General features: G+C 62.9%; 16 protein-coding genes. 10 read left to right on the top strand and 6 right to left on the bottom strand.

Features of this window, described 5'->3' with window-relative positions:
• Window positions 1–24: 24 nt before the first annotated feature.
• Window positions 25–2316 carry a DNA internalization-related competence protein ComEC/Rec2 gene (locus HX818_RS04510; RefSeq protein WP_177019617.1) on the bottom strand — a complete coding sequence of 764 codons (2292 nt, stop codon included), beginning with the start codon at window positions 2314–2316 and terminating at the stop codon, window positions 25–27.
• Window positions 2317–2463: 147 nt separating this feature from the next.
• Between HX818_RS04510 and HX818_RS04505 the strand changes: the two genes are divergently transcribed.
• Window positions 2464–2979 carry a DUF2062 domain-containing protein gene (locus HX818_RS04505; RefSeq protein ID WP_004371367.1) on the top strand — a complete coding sequence of 172 codons (516 nt, stop codon included), beginning with the start codon at window positions 2464–2466 and terminating at the stop codon, window positions 2977–2979.
• Window positions 2980–2982: 3 nt separating this feature from the next.
• Here HX818_RS04505 and HX818_RS04500 read toward each other — a convergent pair whose 3' ends face one another.
• Window positions 2983–4353, bottom strand: coding sequence for a sensor histidine kinase (locus HX818_RS04500; RefSeq protein ID WP_177019561.1), 1371 nt, complete (start codon window positions 4351–4353; stop codon window positions 2983–2985).
• Window positions 4340–5068 (bottom strand): response regulator transcription factor, encoded by a 729-nt coding sequence (locus HX818_RS04495; RefSeq protein ID WP_177019560.1) that lies wholly within the window; start codon window positions 5066–5068, stop codon window positions 4340–4342. The genes HX818_RS04500 and HX818_RS04495 overlap by 14 nt, the downstream gene beginning before the upstream one ends.
• Window positions 5069–5273: 205 nt before the next feature.
• Between HX818_RS04495 and HX818_RS04490 the strand changes: the two genes are divergently transcribed.
• The 4 genes from HX818_RS04490 (at window position 5274) to HX818_RS04475 (ending at window position 10159) form a co-directional block, all read left to right on the top strand.
• Window positions 5274–8027, top strand: a complete 2754-nt coding sequence (locus HX818_RS04490; protein ID WP_177019559.1) for a response regulator — start codon at window positions 5274–5276, stop codon at window positions 8025–8027.
• A gap of 229 nt (window positions 8028–8256) precedes the next feature.
• Complete coding sequence (locus HX818_RS04485; RefSeq protein ID WP_177019558.1) at window positions 8257–9246, top strand: 2-hydroxyacid dehydrogenase; 990 nt, start codon at window positions 8257–8259, stop codon at window positions 9244–9246.
• A gap of 71 nt (window positions 9247–9317) precedes the next feature.
• Window positions 9318–9758 (top strand): hypothetical protein, encoded by a 441-nt coding sequence (locus HX818_RS04480; protein WP_004371378.1) that lies wholly within the window; start codon window positions 9318–9320, stop codon window positions 9756–9758.
• Window positions 9755–10159, top strand: coding sequence for an META domain-containing protein (locus HX818_RS04475; protein WP_004371380.1), 405 nt, complete (start codon window positions 9755–9757; stop codon window positions 10157–10159). The genes HX818_RS04480 and HX818_RS04475 overlap by 4 nt, the downstream gene beginning before the upstream one ends.
• Before the next feature lie 118 nt (window positions 10160–10277).
• Here HX818_RS04475 and HX818_RS04470 read toward each other — a convergent pair whose 3' ends face one another.
• The gene (locus tag HX818_RS04470; RefSeq protein WP_177019557.1) at window positions 10278–10739 is read right to left on the bottom strand and encodes a TlpA disulfide reductase family protein; all 462 of its coding nucleotides are present in this window, start codon (window positions 10737–10739) and stop codon (window positions 10278–10280) included.
• A gap of 115 nt (window positions 10740–10854) precedes the next feature.
• Between HX818_RS04470 and arsC the strand changes: the two genes are divergently transcribed.
• Genes arsC through HX818_RS04455 form a run of 3 tightly spaced genes read left to right on the top strand, consistent with a single transcriptional unit; the run spans window position 10855 to window position 12222 of the window.
• A complete protein-coding gene (arsC, locus tag HX818_RS04465; RefSeq protein WP_008435325.1) occupies window positions 10855–11208 on the top strand; it encodes an arsenate reductase (glutaredoxin) in 354 nt (117 codons plus the stop codon).
• Entirely contained in the window at window positions 11205–11819 is a 615-nt protein-coding gene (gene wrbA / locus HX818_RS04460) for an NAD(P)H:quinone oxidoreductase (protein WP_004371390.1), read from the top strand. Before arsC ends, wrbA begins: the two co-directional genes overlap by 4 nt.
• A complete protein-coding gene (locus HX818_RS04455) occupies window positions 11803–12222 on the top strand; it encodes a DUF2069 domain-containing protein (RefSeq protein ID WP_177019556.1) in 420 nt (139 codons plus the stop codon). The genes wrbA and HX818_RS04455 overlap by 17 nt, the downstream gene beginning before the upstream one ends.
• Before the next feature lie 107 nt (window positions 12223–12329).
• On the opposite strand, the gene HX818_RS04450 is transcribed toward HX818_RS04455, so the two are convergent.
• Both HX818_RS04450 and ttcA read right to left on the bottom strand, forming a co-directional pair.
• Window positions 12330–13001, bottom strand: coding sequence for a DNA-3-methyladenine glycosylase I (locus tag HX818_RS04450; protein ID WP_004371396.1), 672 nt, complete (start codon window positions 12999–13001; stop codon window positions 12330–12332).
• A 67-nt stretch (window positions 13002–13068) separates the two neighbouring features.
• Window positions 13069–13893 carry a tRNA 2-thiocytidine(32) synthetase TtcA gene (ttcA, locus tag HX818_RS04445; protein WP_102604979.1) on the bottom strand — a complete coding sequence of 275 codons (825 nt, stop codon included), beginning with the start codon at window positions 13891–13893 and terminating at the stop codon, window positions 13069–13071.
• 362 nt (window positions 13894–14255) lie between these two features.
• Between ttcA and HX818_RS04440 the strand changes: the two genes are divergently transcribed.
• On the top strand, window positions 14256–14858 hold the full coding sequence (locus HX818_RS04440) for a Yip1 family protein (protein ID WP_004371402.1): 603 nt from the start codon (window positions 14256–14258) through the stop codon (window positions 14856–14858).
• 128 nt (window positions 14859–14986) lie between these two features.
• Window positions 14987–15481 carry a SprT family zinc-dependent metalloprotease gene (locus HX818_RS04435; protein ID WP_004371405.1) on the top strand — a complete coding sequence of 165 codons (495 nt, stop codon included), beginning with the start codon at window positions 14987–14989 and terminating at the stop codon, window positions 15479–15481.
• The last annotated feature ends 70 nt before the right edge of the window (window positions 15482–15551 follow it).

Genomic DNA, 15551 nt, shown 5'->3' with positions numbered 1-15551 from the left:
GTCCCCTCGAAAAAGTGCGCCACTTTACCATAAGGGTCCGGTGGAAGGGCTGGCCTGCCCCAGAGCATCCTGACGCAGGGGCCGGTCTTTGGTAACGCTGTTTTGCGACGGGAGCTCGCGCCAGAAACGCCGCTGGCTGCGCGCGGCCAGCGGCGGCTGGAACGTGCCCAGTTGCAGGCGGAGTGCGCCTTGCTCGGCACTGTCATAAATCGCGCTGCCCATGGCCTGGTAACGCGCCAGCACCTGTGGATGCGGGTGGCCAAACCCATTGCTGCGCCCCCGGGAAATCAACACGGCCTTGGGTGCCAGGCGCTGTAGAAAGGCCCATGACGACGAGCTGCGGCTGCCGTGGTGCGGCGCTTGCAGCCAATCGACAGGAGCGCCCATGGGAGTGGCCAGCAATGCCCGCTCGGCGTCATGGTCAATATCCCCGGTCAGCAACAAGTGCTCGCCATTGGCCTGTACCCGTAACACGCAGGACATCTGGTTACCGTCCGTCGCATCAGGCCATTGCCATAGCTCGAACCTCACGCCATCCCACTCCCACTGCTCGCCGCTGACACACGCTTGGGTACCGAGCGAGGCCGGCAGCCTTGCCGTCTCACCGCCCACCGCACGCTTGACCGGCAACCCTTGGGCGACGGCCAGCGCGCCGCCGGCATGATCGGCATCGGCATGACTGAGCAGCATCACGTCCAGCTCTGCGACACCCAGCTTGCGCAACGCAGGCAATACGACACGCGCGCCAAGATCGAACTCACCGGAGCGCGGCCCGGCGTCATACAGCAGTACATGGTTGCGGGTACGCAGGATGATCGCCAACCCCTGGCCGACATCCAGTTGCACCACCTCGACCAGCCCATGAGGTATCGACTCCCGCGGCGGAAACACCGCCAGCAGCAACATCGGCCAGCCCAGCAGCCGAAACGGGACGCCCTTGGGCAGCAATAACAGCACCGCCCCCAGCAGGCTCACCAGCCAATAGCCAATGGGCACTTGCGCCGGTATCCAGGCCGGCAAGTACTGCGCCAGCAGCGCCAGTGCCTTGAACAGCCCGTCCAGTGTGCCGCCCGCCAGCCATAACAACCCCTCTCCTATATAAGGCAGCGGCAATAACACCGTACCCAGCAAGGCCAGGGGCAGCACCACCAGGCTGATCCACGGCACCGCAACCAGGTTGGCCAGCGGCCCGCTCAGGCTGATAGGCAGGCCGAGCACCAGCAGCAGCGGAAACAGGCCGATGGCAATCAACCATTGGGCGCGGGTCCAGGCTTGCCACAAGGGCCAGGGGCCCAATCGGCCACTGAACGCCAAAATCAGCACCGCAACAGCCGCAAAAGACAGCCAGAACCCCGGCTGCAGGCTGGCCAACGGTTCGAGGATCAGCACCGCGTCCAGCGCCAGCAACAGCGGCCACCAGATTCCCAGGTGACGAAACCGCAGACGCCACAGCAATACCAGGCCCACCATCACACAGGCCCGTTGCACCGGCACCTCGAAACCTGCCAGCAGGCCGTAGCCCAGCGCTGCAGCAAACGCCAGGCCGCAGGCCCAGGGCAGCCACGGCAAAGGTTTCGGCCAACCCCCGTAGCGCGCAAGACCGGCGACCAGGCCATAGATCAACCCCGCCAGCAGGCCGATGTGCTGCCCGGATATCACCAGTAAATGCACGGTGCCAGTGGCTTGCAGGACCCGCCAATCCTCGGCGGCCAACCCGGAACCATCGCCGAGCACCAGCGCCGCCAGGCCCGCCTCTCGCCCCTGGGCATCCACTGCCAGCAGCCGCTGGCGAATCCCGTCGCGCCAGGCATGTCGTGGCGGTGCCAGCAGTTGGCCGTCCTTGACCGAGCCGGTGGCGCCAATCCGCTGGGCCAGCAGCCAGGCTTCATAGTCAAAGCCATCGGCATTGAGCAATCCGGAAGGACGCTTGAGAGTCACCGCCAGTCGCCAGCGCTCACCGCTCTTAACCGGTGGGCCGCCGCGCCAGGACACGCGAATGCGCTTGGGAAGCAGGTCCTTGCGTGACCGGCTGTCGGTCAGTTCGAAGCGCACACCGTCGCCCATCTGCTGCGGTAACCCGCTGACACGCCCTTCCACCCAGCGGGTCTGGCCATCCAGATGCGGGGCCAACCGGTCATCCAGCGCCCACTGCGCGCTGAGGCATGCCCAGCCCAGGCCAAGCAGGAAAAACCCCAGCGGATAGGTACGAAAAGGCAACAGCATCAGGGCCAGCACCGGCATCAGCAACAGCCAGCCGCCGGACGGCAACGCGGGTAAAAAACGCAAGGCGAGCAGCCCCAGCGCGAGTGCGAACATCCCTGTTCTCATGGATCTTTCCTTGAAAGCGACCCATTGAGTCTTAGCCGGGCTAGCGGTGTGGCCTATTATTATTTGTCACAAAGTCTGAATTTCACGTTCGTGGAATGCGGGCATACTTGCCCCTCGAACTGACCTGGACCCCTTATGCCACGGCGCTTATTCAAACGGTACATGCCCGATCCGACCAGCATTCGGGAACACAAGTCCTTACGCTTTCTCGGCAAGTTGCTGCATGACCCGAATCTCTGGCACCTCAATCGGCACTCGGTCGCGCGGGCCATGGCCGTTGGCCTGTTCGCGGCATTCATCCCCATTCCCTTGCAGATGCTGCTGGCAGCGGTCCTCGCCATCAGCGTGCGCGGCAACATGCCGATTGCCGTGAGCCTGGTCTGGCTGACCAACCCGATTACCATGCCGCCGGTGTTTTTCTGCACCTACATGACCGGGGCCTGGCTGATGAATGTGCCACCCCGCAGCATGCCCGACGAGCTGACCTGGGAATGGATCAGCGGGCAGTTGTCGACGCTGTGGCAACCGTTCCTGCTGGGCTCGGTAGTACTGGGGCTGGTGATGGCGGTGCTGGGTTATTGCCTGACCATGGGCTATTGGCGCTGGTGGGTGGCCCGACAGTGGAAAAAACGCAAACAGCGCAGGTTGTAACCGTTAGCGCGCCAGCAAGCGCATGTGCACACGCAAACCCTGGCCGGTATTTTCCGCCCACAGGCTGCCGTCCTGACGCTGCACAGCGTTGCGCGCAATGCTCAAGCCCAGGCCAAAGCCGCCGTCGCCGGGCCTTGAGCCGTCCAGTCGGGTGAATGGCGCAAAGATTCGCTCCAACTCCACCTCATCGATCCCGCCGCCCTGGTCTTCCAGCCACAAGTGCCAGTGATCCCCCTCACGCTGCCCGCCCAATTGCACCGTTCCGTCTTGCGCAGAGTGCCGGATGGCATTGCGCAGGATGTTCTCCAATGCCTGGGCCAGCAGGTTCAGATGACCGCGCACCCAGCAGTCGGCCCCCAGCTCGCACTGCAAGCGTGAAGCCGGCCAGCCACTTTCAAAACAGGCGTTTTCCCGGAGCATGTCCCACAGCGCCTGCACCTGGATGTCTTCCTTGGGCAACGGCGCGCGTTCGGTGTCGAGCCAGGCCAGTTGCAGGGTGTCGTCCACCAGGCGCTGCATGCCGTCGATTTCCCTCCCCAGGCGCTCGCGCAGCTGGGTCAGGTCCTGCTCGCTGTCACTGGCCACACGCAGGCGGCTCAACGGTGTGCGCAACTCATGGGACAAATCCCGCAGCAGTTGCTGTTGCAGGGCCACGGTGCCTTGCAGGCGTTCAGACATCTGGTCAAACGCGCGGCCCAATTCCCCCAGTTCATCCTGGCGGCTGGTGGTGTCGCGGGAAAGCCGGGTGCCCAGTTGATCGGCACGCCAGGCGTTGGCCTGCTCTCGCAGGTGGTTGAGAGGCATGATCAACAGCCGGTAGAGGCCGATGCACAGCAGCAGGGTGAACAGGCCGGGAATCACGCCATTGGTGACGATCCGCCAGAACAGCTGGTTTTGCCCGGGCATGAAACGCCGCGGCAACTCGATCACCAGGGAGCCCGCACCCGGGTCGAGCGGGAACGGAATTTTCAACCACGGCAGGCCCTTGGCATGCCGGCTGACGGGCCAGTCCAGGCCGCGCAGGAAGGTCAGGCGCTGGCTCTCCTTGTCCGTCAGTGGGTAGCTGCTCAGGGATTGCAGGTCGTTGCCGATGACCCCCACCCAGGTGCGCTCGCGCTGGCCCAGGGTGTGCAACCATTCGTCCACACCGGCGTTGCCGCCCTTGTTCCAGGCCAGTTCCGCGCCAGCGGCATAACCGCTCAGGGTGGCGCGGGCCTCGCTGGACAGAAAGGCATTCTGCTCTTCCATATACCGGCCCCATGACCAACTGAGCCAGATCATCAGCAAGCAAAACGCGATCAGCAGGCAGGCCAGTTTCCAGAATAACGAATGCTTGCCCGGCAGCCGTGTGAGGGAGGCCTTAAAGCCTGTCATCGTGACCGCTCAACACATAGCCCTTGCCCCACACCGTGCGCACTTCCCGCTCGCTGTAGCCGACAGCCTTGAGCTTGCGACGAATCTGGCTGATGTGCATGTCCAGGCTGCGGTCATGGGGCGCATAGCCGCGCTGGAACACATGCTGGTAGAGGAAGGCTTTGCTGAGGACTTCTTCGGCGTTGCGGTGCAGGGTTTCCAACAGGCGATATTCGCTGCGGGTCAGGCCGGCCCACTGCTCCCGGTGAAACACATCACACAGCTCGTCATCGAAACGCAGGCTGCGGGCATTGCCGCGCACCGCCGCCAGGGCCGGCAACGGCCGCCGGTCCAGGGCGACCCGGCGCAGGATCGCTTCGATGCGCACCCGCAACTCGGCCATGCTGAACGGCTTGGGCAGGTAATCGTCGGCCCCCAGGCGAAAACCGCTGATGCGATCGGCTTCGGCCCCCAGGGCCGACATCAGGATCACCGGCATCGAATGGCTCTGGCGCAAATGCGTGAGCACCGACAACCCGTCCATGCCCGGCAGCAGGATGTCCATCAACACCACGTCGAAGCGCTGATCGCGGGCCATTTGCAGGCCCTGCTGGCCATTCTGGCACCAGGTCACCTGGAAGCCACACAGGCCCAATTGCTCATGGACATAGGCGCCAAGCACAGGATCGTCTTCAATCGCCAGGATACTGGGTAAGCCAAGTGCTGCGGGATTCATTAGCGTCTGCAAGTCATTCTCAATGACTGATTATTCAAGATTGCCCCCCCATGAGCAACCGCCGCCGGGCGTCCGGCGGCCCAAGGTTTGCCTCAGGTCATTAATTTTGCAAGATTCCCCGCCGCGCAAATGGCTACACTGCGCAGGTGGCGCGGGCCGGATGCCTGCGTGGAATTCGACAACAGTGTGGTAGCAGGAGAGTGGCGTGCTTAAAAGAATGGGGATAAAAGGCCGCGTACTGTTGCTGACCTTATTGCCTACCAGCCTGATGGCGTTGCTGCTGGGCGGGTACTTCACCTGGATGCAGCTTTCGGAGTTGCAGTCGCAGTTGCTGCAACGCGGCGAGATGATCGCCGAGCAACTGGCGCCGCTGGTGGCCCCGGCCCTCGGCACCAGGAACACCGACCTGCTGGAACGCATCGCCACCCAGTCCCTGGAACAAACCGATGTGCGCGCCGTATCGTTCCTCGGGCCCGACCGCACGCCCCTGGCCCACGCCGGGCCGACCATGCTCAACCAGCCGCCCATCGGCAACAGTTCGCACCTGCTGCAGCGCACCGGCAATGACGCCACCCGTTATCTGCTGCCGGTGTTCGGCCGCCATCGCAACCTCGCCGGTGAACTGATCCCGGATGAATCCGACCGCCTGCTGGGCTGGGTCGAGCTGGAACTGTCCCACAACGGCATGTTGCTGCGTGGCTACCGCAGCCTGTTCGCGAGCCTGCTGCTGATCGCCATCGGCCTGATCTGCACGGCGGCCCTCGCCTTGCGCATCAGCCGTACGATCAACTCACCGATCGGCCTGATCAAACAGGCCGTCGCACAGCTCAAGGACGGCAATCTGGAAACCCGCTTGCCACCGCTGGGCAGCCAGGAGCTGGATCACCTGGCCTCGGGCATCAACCGCATGGCCGAGACCCTGCAAAACGCCCAGGAAGAATTGCAACACAGCATCGACCAGGCCACCGAAGACGTGCGGCAAAACCTCGAAACCATCGAGATCCAGAACATCGAGTTGGACCTGGCCCGCAAGGAAGCCCTGGAAGCCAGCCGCATCAAGTCGGAGTTTCTGGCCAACATGAGCCATGAAATCCGCACGCCGTTGAACGGCATCCTTGGTTTCACCCATTTGTTGCAGAAAAGCGAACTGTCACCGCGCCAGCTGGATTACCTGGGCACCATCGAAAAATCCGCCGACAACCTGCTGGGCATCATCAACGAAATCCTCGACTTCTCGAAAATCGAGGCCGGCAAGCTGGTGCTCGACAGCATCCCGTTCAACCTGCGGGACTTGCTGCAAGACACCCTGACCATCCTCGCCCCGGCCGCCCACGCCAAACAGCTGGAGCTGGTGAGCCTGGTCTACCGCGACACGCCGCTCGCCTTGGTGGGTGACCCGCTGCGGCTCAAGCAGATCCTCACGAACCTGGTGAGCAACGCGATCAAGTTCACCCGCGAAGGCACCATCGTTGCCCGCGCCATGATTGAAGACGAACAGGAAGACAGCGTACAACTGCGCATCAGCGTGCAGGACACCGGCATCGGCCTGTCGAACCAGGATGTGCGGGCGCTGTTCCAGGCGTTCAGCCAGGCGGACAATTCGCTGTCACGCCAACCCGGCGGGACCGGCCTTGGCCTGGTGATTTCCAAGCGCCTGATCGAACAGATGGGCGGTGAGATCGGCGTCGACAGCACGCCGGGAGAAGGCTCGGAATTCTGGATCAGCCTGAACCTGCCGAAAACCCGTGACGATATCGAAGACCTGCCCTCCGCGCCGCTGCTGGGCCGGCGCGTGGCGGTGCTGGAAAACCACGAGCTGGCGCGCCAGGCCCTGCAACATCAGCTGGAAGACTGCGGCCTGGAAGTCACCCCGTTCAACAGCCTGGAAAGCCTGACCAACGGCATCACCAGCGCCCACCAGACCGAACAGGCGATTGACCTGGCCGTGCTGGGCATCACCGCCAACGACATTCCGCCGGAGCGTTTGAACCAGCACCTGTGGGACCTCGAACACCTGGGCTGCAAGGTACTGGTGTTGTGCCCGACCACCGAACAGCTGCTGTTCAACCCCTCGGTGCCCAACCCCAACAGCCAGTTGCAGGCCAAGCCCGCGTGCACCCGCAAACTGCGTCGCGCCCTGGCCGACCTGATCAGCCCGCTCCCGCTGCGCAGCGAACCCGGCGAGCCCCTGTCCAGCCGCGCGCCGCGGGTGCTGTGTGTCGACGACAACCCGGCCAACCTGCTGCTGGTGCAAACCCTGCTGGAAGACATGGGCGCCAAGGTCCAGGCGGTGGAAAGCGGTTACTCGGCCATCGAGGCAGTGAAGCAGGAAGCCTTCGACCTGGTGCTGATGGACGTGCAGATGCCGGGGATGGACGGTCGCCAGAGCACCGAGGCAATCCGCACGTGGGAAAGCGAACGCCATGGCACACCGCTGCCCATCGTCGCGCTGACGGCCCATGCGATGGCCAACGAAAAACGCGCCCTGCTGCAAAGCGGCATGGATGATTACCTGACCAAACCCATCAGCGAACGGCAACTGGCCCAGGTGGTGTTGAAATGGACCGGGCTGGCCCTGCGCAACCAGGGCCCGGACCGTGGCACCGAAAGTTTTGGGCATGCCACGCAATTGCCGGTGCTGGACCATGAAGAAGGTTTGCGCCTGGCGGCCGGCAAGGCGGATCTGGCGGCAGACATGCTCGCGATGCTGCTGGCCTCGCTGGAAGCGGACCGTGAAGCGATTCGCGTCGCCCGTGACGCCAATGACCGCAACGCCCTGATCGAACGGGTGCACCGCCTGCACGGCGCCACCCGGTATTGCGGCGTGCCGCAATTGCGTGCGGCCTGCCAACGGGCCGAGACCCTGCTCAAGCAGGACGACGCCAAGGCCATGCCGGCCCTGGATGAACTGGACATGGCGATTGCCCGGCTGGCCAGCGAGGCGCGGGTCAGCGCGTAAACTTTCGGGGCAATGTGGCGAAGGAGCTTGCTGGGGTGAGGAGCTTGCTGTGGCGAGGGAGCTTGCTCCCGCTGGGCTGCGCAGCGGCCCCAAAATCCTGGGAGCGCTTCGCACTCCAGCGGGAGCAAGCTCCCTCGCCACAACAAGCTCCTCACCACAGCAGGCTCACTCACCACAGCAAGCCCCCTCGCCACAAAATCAGCTTTCCATCATCAAGAAGGAATATTTGATGCGCATCATCCTCTTCAGCAGCCAGACCTACGACCGCGACAGCTTTCTCGCCCAACCGCTGCCCGAAGGCATGCAGTTGCAATTCCAGCCGGCCCGGCTGAACCTCGACACCGTGGCCCTGGCCGAACACCACGAAGTGGTCTGCGCCTTTATCAACGATGACCTCAGCGCTCCGGTGCTGGAGCAGTTGGCCAGCGGCGGCACCCGCCTGATCGCCCTGCGTTCCGCCGGTTACAACCATGTCGACCTGTCCGCCGCCAAGCGCCTGGGCCTGACCATCGTACGGGTGCCGGCCTACTCGCCCCATGCGGTGGCCGAACATGCGGTCGCGTTGATCCTGGCCCTCAATCGCCGCCTGCACCGCGCCTACAACCGCACCCGCGACGGTGACTTCAGCCTGCACGGCCTGACCGGGTTCGACCTGGTGGGCAAGACCGTCGGTGTGGTCGGCACCGGGCAGATCGGCGCCACATTCGCCAAGATCATGGCCGGGTTCGGCTGCCAGCTGCTGGCCTACGACCCCTACCCCAATCCGCAGGTCGAGGCCCTTGGCGCCCGGTATGTGAGCCTGCCGCAGTTGCTGGGCGAGTCACAGGTCATCAGCCTGCATTGCCCGCTGACGGCGGACAGCAAACACCTGATCAACGCCCAAAGCCTCGCCCATATGCAGCCCGGCGCGATGCTCATCAACACCGGGCGCGGCGGCCTGGTGGACACCCCGGCGCTGATCGACGCACTCAAGGACGGCCAGCTCGGCTATCTGGGGCTGGATGTGTATGAAGAAGAGGCCCAGCTGTTTTTCGAAGACCGCTCGGACCTGCCCCTGCAAGACGACGTATTGGCGCGCCTGCTGACCTTCCCCAATGTGATCATCACCGCGCATCAGGCCTTCCTGACCCACGAGGCGCTGGGGGCGATTGCCGGCACCACCCTGGCCAACATCGCGGCGTGGGCCGGCGGACAGGCGCAAAACCTCGTCGAAGGATGATCAGCGGTCACATAGCCGCGCCATGATGGGTAGCGGCGCATGATAGGATGCCGCGCCTATTTGGAGGATCCATGGCCGAACACGATTTCCGCTTCAGCTTGCTGAGCCCGCAACACACCCTGATCGAATGCCGGGCCCTGGTGCCGGGCCGTTATCAAGTCACCGGCAACGGTGGCTCGATCAAGAACGGCGACGTTCTGATCGTCACCCTGCGCGGCAGCAAAACCCTGTCGATGCGCCTGACCGTCGAAGGCGATGCGCGCTACTCCATCCGCCCGGCGGGCCAGTGGGTCGCCATGGCCCAGGGGCCGAAATTCGGCGAACTGGAGATTCACACCTGGAAGGTCAACTGCGACAGCTGCGACAACGTGCTGGAGTTTGAATTCGCGGTGGAAACCAAGCTGACCAAGGAACCGCTGCAACCGGCCGCCACTGCACGGGTTACCGAGTTGGGCTGGGCCACCCTGGGTGACAAGCACCGCTGCCCGAAATGCCAGCAGGCCGCGCAATGAAAGCCCTGCTGATGCTGGCCGTGCTGGGTGCAGGCCTGGCGGGCTGCGCCAGCGACGAGGTCAAGCTCAAGCAGGATCACAGCTACGTGGTGGAATGGATCGGTGAGCGGCCGCTGATGGATTACGCCCACCTGACCGTGACCCTCGGCGCCGATGGCCGGGCCTATGGCAATGGTGGCTGCAACCATTGGTTTGCGCCCTACACCCTGGACGGCGACAAGCTGAGCTTCGGCAAGGTCGGCAGCACCCGCAAACTCTGCGCCGAAGCGCTGATGGAGCAGGAGCACCGCTTCTTCCAGGCCCTGCAGGGCGTGCAGCGCTGGGACATTTCGCCGATCGAACAAACCCGCTTCTGGCCGGCGGATGGCAAGCCGTTGCGGTTGTGGCTGGAAGAAGGCTGATCTGTAAGGCGCAGCAGGTCTAAATGTGGGAGCGGGCTTGCTCGCGAAAGCGGTGGATCAGTCGATGTATCCGGTGACTGTCACACCGCATTCGCGAGCAAGCCCGCTCCCACATTTTTTATCCGCGCAACGCCTTGAGCTTGGCCAACACCCCTTCCGCCGTCTGCTCACCCATCAGTTGCTCACGCACCTTGCCCTTGTCATCGATGATGTAGGTCACCGGCAAGGCTTCACTGCGGGGAATGTCGAAGATCCCGTCCGGGTTCTGCGCCAGTACGGTGAACTTGATGCCCAGCTTCTCGCTGGCGCTCTTGAGCTCGTCACCCTGGACGTTGTCGAAATTCACCCCGAACACCCCCACCGACTGGCCCTTGAGCTGTTCGGCCAAGGCGTTGAGTTCCGGGATTTCGGTACGGCACGGGCCACACCATTCGGCCCAGTAGTTAACCACCAGCCATTGCTTGTCCAGGCGCTCGGCGGCCACTTTCTGACCATATTGGTCAACGCCATAATCATTGCCACAGCCGCTGAGCAGCAGTGTGCCGATGATTGCCAATGCGCCTAACAGTCGCCTCGTCATGGGGTAATCCTTCGTAAAAATGAACGTTGGCTGCGGCCTATCGCCTCTCATGGTTTAAGGACGCGGCGCAGCGCGGGTAGAATACCCGCCACCTTACGCAAGATGCGACCCGCACATGACCGATCTGACGCTTTATCACAACCCGCGCTGCTCGAAATCCCGCGGTGCGCTCGAACTGCTGGAAGCCCGTGGCCTCACACCGACGGTGGTGCGCTACCTGGAAACCCCGCTCGACGCCGCGCAATTGCAGGCCTTGCTGGGCAAGCTGAACATCAGCGCGCGGCAACTGCTGCGTACCGGCGAGGACGAATATAAAACCCTCAACCTGGGTGACACCAGCCTCAGCGAAGCACAGTTGATCGCTGCCATCGCCGCTCATCCGAAACTGATGGAGCGCCCGATCCTCGCCACCGCCGACAAGGCCGTGATCGGCCGCCCACCGGAGAACATCCTGGAGCTGGTTTCGTGAGTGCGCCGTATGTGCTGGTGTTGTATTACAGCCGCAACGGTTCAGTCAGCGAAATGGCCCGGCAGATTGCCCGGGGCATCGAGCAAGCCGGGCTTGAGGCGCGGCTGCGCACCGTGCCGGCCATCTCCAGTGAATGCGAGGCCGTGGCGCCGGACATTCCGGTCGACGGCCCGCTGTACTGCAGCCTCGACGACCTGAAGAACTGCGCAGGCCTGGCGCTGGGCAGCCCGACCCGTTTCGGCAACATGGCCGCGCCGCTCAAGTACTTTCTCGACGGCACCAGCAACCTGTGGCTGACCGGCGCCCTGGTCGGCAAGCCGGCGGGTGTGTTCACCTCCACCGCCAGCCTGCACGGCGGCCAGGAGACCACGCTGATGTCGATGCTGCTGCCGCTGCTGCACCACGGCATGCTGATCACCGGACTGCCCTACAGTGAACAGGCGCTGCTCGACACCAAGGGCGGCGGTACGCCTTATGGCGCCAGCCACCATTCCGGTGCCGACGGCAAGCGTGCGCTGGATCAACACGAGATCGCCCTGTGCCGCGCCCTCGGCCTGCGCCTGGCGAAGACCGCTGCGCTACTGGAGAACGGCCGTGGCCAGGAAGCCTAAGCTACTGCCGCCCCAGGCCTGGCTGGAGCCACGGGTCAAGGCGATGCGGGCGTTGAGCCTGCTGGCGTTCCTGGGATTGGTGGGGCTGCTGTGTGCCTACTACCTGGCGTTCGCCGATCTGCATGGCGCGCGGCCGTGGGTGATTCTGCTGATCGAGTTGGTGCCGCTGCTGTTGCTGGCGCCGGGGATGATCCTGGGCAGCGCGCGCGGGCATTCATGGATGTGCTTTGTGGTGAACCTGTATTTCATCAAGGGCGCGCTGGCGGCCTATGACCCGAACCGGCAGTGGTTTGGTGTGCTCGAGATGCTGGCGAGCCTGGCGGTGTTCTGCACGGCGTTGATGTATGTGCGGTACCGGCATCAGCTGAATCGGCGGTTGGCGGGGGAAGGATTGCCTGCCTGATGCTTTTGTAGTGCCTGACCTGCCGCTATCGCAGGCAAGCCAGCTCCCACAGAGGAATGCATTCCAAGTGTGGGAGCTGGCTTGCCTGCGATGGCATCAACCCGGTATCAATGATTCACGGTGTAAGCCAGCATCATCGACAACTGGCACATCGGCCGCCCGCTCTCGGCATGCCACTGGTTGAATGCGCCCTGCACCGTGGCCAGGTCCCGCAGGCTGGTGGGCACCTTGTCGACGATTTTCTGCGCATTCAGCGCCGCCACCACGTCATAGCTCGGCACGAACGTGTCCTTGCCCACCATCCGTAAAAAGCGTGGCGCCGACAGCCCGCCCAACTGGTGGCCGTGCTTGCTCAGGTACTTCCACAGGCCGACGATATCGGTCACCGGCCAGTCGGCAATAAACCCGCCGAAGCTGCCTTTTTCCTTCTCGATATCCAGAATCATCTGCGCATTGCGCGGCACGCTCTTGAGCTTGCCCAGGTGACGGATGATGCGCGTGTCCTGCATCAGCCGCTCCAGGTGCTCGGCGCCCATGAGTACGACTTTTTCCGGGTCAAACCCAAAGAACACCTGCTCGAAGGCCGGCCACTTGGCGTCCACCACGCTGTGCTTCAGGCCGGCACGAAACACCCGCAGCGACAGGGTCGACAGGTAGCGGTCATCGCTGATCTTGCGCAGTTTCGCCGGGGTCAGGGGCACAGGCAGGTGGGCTTCCAGCTCGGCCGCCGAACCAAACCGGTTCAGACAATATTCGTGCAGCCACTTGTAATCGCGCATGCCCTCTCCTAAGGATTGAAATGAAAACGGCGCCCAGGAGCGCCGTCTGTCAGAGCGGTGAAAACACTCAGAGGTTCACTACGTTGACGAAGCGCGACGCCGCACTTTCGTCGATACGCAGGCTGGTGAAGTCGAACAGGTTACGGTCAGCCAACTGCGACGGCTGCACGTTCTGCAAGCTGCGGAAGATGCTGTCGACGCGGCCCGGGGTCTTGCGGTCCCAATCCTGGAGCATGTCCTTGACCACCTGGCGCTGCAGGTTTTCCTGGGAGCCGCAGAGGTTGCACGGGATGATCGGGAATTGCTTGAGGTCGGAGTAGGCCTGGATGTCCTTCTCATGGCAGTACGCCAGTGGGCGGATCACCACGTTGCGCCCGTCATCGGCCCGCAGCTTGGGCGGCATGGCCTTGAGGCTGCCGTTGAAGAACATGTTGAGGAAGAAGGTTTCGACGATGTCATCGCGGTGATGACCCAGGGCCATCTTGGTCGCGCCGATTTCGTCGGCAAACGTATAGAGCGTGCCACGGCGCAGGCGCGAGCACAGCGAGCAGGTGGTCTTGCCTTCCGGGACCAGCTCCTTGACCACCGAATAGGTGTCTTTCTCGACGATGTGGTACTCGACCCCCAATGCCTTGAGGTAGGCCGGCAGCACATGCTCGGGAAAACCCGGCTGCTTCTGGTCCATGTTCACGGCAACGATGTCGAACTTGATCGGCGCGACCTTTTGCAGGTGCATCAGCACGTCGAGCATGGTGTAGCTGTCCTTGCCGCCGGACAGGCAGACCATGACCTTGTCGCCCTCTTCGATCATATTGAAATCGGCGACTGCCTCGCCGGCCAGGCGACGCAGGCGTTTTTGCAGTTTGTTCTGGTTGACCGTAAGAGTGCCCATGGCGCTTGGATCCGCGAAAGGTGTGTGACGAAAAGCCGGGTATTTTACCGGGATGGACGACCGAGTTCCAATGTGGGAGAGGGCTTGCTCGCGAACGCGAAGTGTCATTCGCCAGGTGTTTAGCTGACCCACCGCATTCGCGAGCAAGCCCGCTCCCACAGTTGACCGCATTCCAATCAACAGACCCCGCCGCGATTAAGCCCAATGTTTACAGCGCAATTTGCTCTAAAGCCCCACACTTTTTCCGGTCATCACTTCCTATACTGCGACATAAGGTCGCACATATATCCAGACCTTTCAGGCCAATTGGCCCGTGGGCGCTCCGCTGGGGGGCGATGGTAATAACGACAGGAGTGACTGGCATGATCCATCACGTCGTGGGACTTTTCACCCACCCCGATCAGGAATGGCGGGAAATTCGTGGCGATAAAGAAGAAAGCATCGGCCACATGTACCTCACCCACACGCTGATTCTCGCGGCCATCCCCGCTGTCTCAGCCTTTATCGGTACCACTCAGGTGGGTTGGGTTATCGGCAGCCGCGCCCCGGTGATGCTGACGGTGGAAAGCGCGTTGTGGATGACCCTCATGTCCTACGCGGCGATGCTCGGCGGCGTGGCGGTGATGGGCGCGTTCATTCACTGGATGGCCCGCACCTATGACGCCAACCCCAGCATGGCGCGCTGCGTGGCGTTTGCCACCTACACCGCGACACCGCTGTTTATCGGCGGGCTGGCGGCGCTGTACCCGCATATGTGGCTGGGCATGGTGGTGGGCACGGCGGCCATTTGCTACACGGTGTATCTGCTGTACGTGGGGCTGCCGACCTTCATGAACATCCACCCGGACGAGGGCTTCCTGTTTTCCAGCTCGGTACTGGCGGTAGGCCTGGTGGTGCTGGTGGCGATCATGGCCTTTACCGTGATCGTCTGGGGGCTGGGCGTAGGCCCGATCTACACCAACTGACGCGGTTTACCCGCAGGAAAAGCCACCGCAAGGTGGCTTTGTGCGTTATGCATGACCATTCGGCGCCTGACAGATTCGGATACACCCTTGTTTGCGGCATACTGGACGTCTCTGGAGATATGTACAGCATGCCCGAGCAACTCAATACCCGCGTCGAAGATTGTTTCCTGCAAGCCGAATCCTTTTTCAAACGAAGCTTCAAACGCCCCCAGGTCAGCCTCAAGCTGCGGGGCCAGAAGGCCGGTGTCGCGCATTTGCACGAGAACCTGCTGCGCTTCAACCCGCAGCTGTACCGTGAAAACAGCCAACACTTCCTTAAACAGACAGTCGCCCATGAAGTGGCCCACCTGATTGCCCACCAATTGTTCGGCGAGCGCATCCAGCCCCATGGCGAGGAATGGCAGTTGATCATGCGTGGGGTTTACGAACTGCCGCCGGACCGCTGCCACACCTATGAAATCCAGCGGCGACGCGTCACGCGGTATATCTACCGCTGTCCGTGTGCCGACAGTGACTTCCCGTTTTCGCCCCAGCGCCACGGGTTGGTGGGCCAGGGGCGGCGGTATTTGTGCCGCAGGTGCCGGCAGACTTTGGTGTTTACCGGGGAAACCCGCGTCGAGTGAGGTTTGTGGTGCTTGTATGGCCCTCTTCGCGAGCAAGCCCGCTCCCACATTTGATCGCATTCCAACGATG

This window comes from Pseudomonas sp. F9001 (assembly GCF_013385435.1).
GTDB lineage: Bacteria > Pseudomonadota > Gammaproteobacteria > Pseudomonadales > Pseudomonadaceae > Aquipseudomonas.
This window is presented reverse-complemented; position numbering and strand designations above follow the sequence as displayed.

What these genes read in the sequence shown, in the direction of transcription:
- HX818_RS04495 (WP_177019560.1), bottom strand. Translation starts at nt 5,068, where the DNA reads ATGAATCCCGCAGCACTTGGCTTACCCAGTATCCTGGCGATTGAAGAC.
- HX818_RS04485 (WP_177019558.1), top strand. Translation starts at nt 8,257, where the DNA reads ATGCGCATCATCCTCTTCAGCAGCCAGACCTACGACCGCGACAGCTTT.
- arsC (WP_008435325.1), top strand. Translation starts at nt 10,855, where the DNA reads ATGACCGATCTGACGCTTTATCACAACCCGCGCTGCTCGAAATCCCGC.
- ttcA (WP_102604979.1), bottom strand. Translation starts at nt 13,893, where the DNA reads ATGGGCACTCTTACGGTCAACCAGAACAAACTGCAAAAACGCCTGCGT.
- HX818_RS04475 (WP_004371380.1), top strand. Translation starts at nt 9,755, where the DNA reads ATGAAAGCCCTGCTGATGCTGGCCGTGCTGGGTGCAGGCCTGGCGGGC.
- HX818_RS04435 (WP_004371405.1), top strand. Translation starts at nt 14,987, where the DNA reads ATGCCCGAGCAACTCAATACCCGCGTCGAAGATTGTTTCCTGCAAGCC.
- HX818_RS04510 (WP_177019617.1), bottom strand. Translation starts at nt 2,316, where the DNA reads ATGTTCGCACTCGCGCTGGGGCTGCTCGCCTTGCGTTTTTTACCCGCG.
- HX818_RS04450 (WP_004371396.1), bottom strand. Translation starts at nt 13,001, where the DNA reads ATGCGCGATTACAAGTGGCTGCACGAATATTGTCTGAACCGGTTTGGT.
- HX818_RS04505 (WP_004371367.1), top strand. Translation starts at nt 2,464, where the DNA reads ATGCCACGGCGCTTATTCAAACGGTACATGCCCGATCCGACCAGCATT.
- HX818_RS04480 (WP_004371378.1), top strand. Translation starts at nt 9,318, where the DNA reads ATGGCCGAACACGATTTCCGCTTCAGCTTGCTGAGCCCGCAACACACC.
- HX818_RS04470 (WP_177019557.1), bottom strand. Translation starts at nt 10,739, where the DNA reads ATGACGAGGCGACTGTTAGGCGCATTGGCAATCATCGGCACACTGCTG.
- HX818_RS04500 (WP_177019561.1), bottom strand. Translation starts at nt 4,353, where the DNA reads ATGACAGGCTTTAAGGCCTCCCTCACACGGCTGCCGGGCAAGCATTCG.
- HX818_RS04440 (WP_004371402.1), top strand. Translation starts at nt 14,256, where the DNA reads ATGATCCATCACGTCGTGGGACTTTTCACCCACCCCGATCAGGAATGG.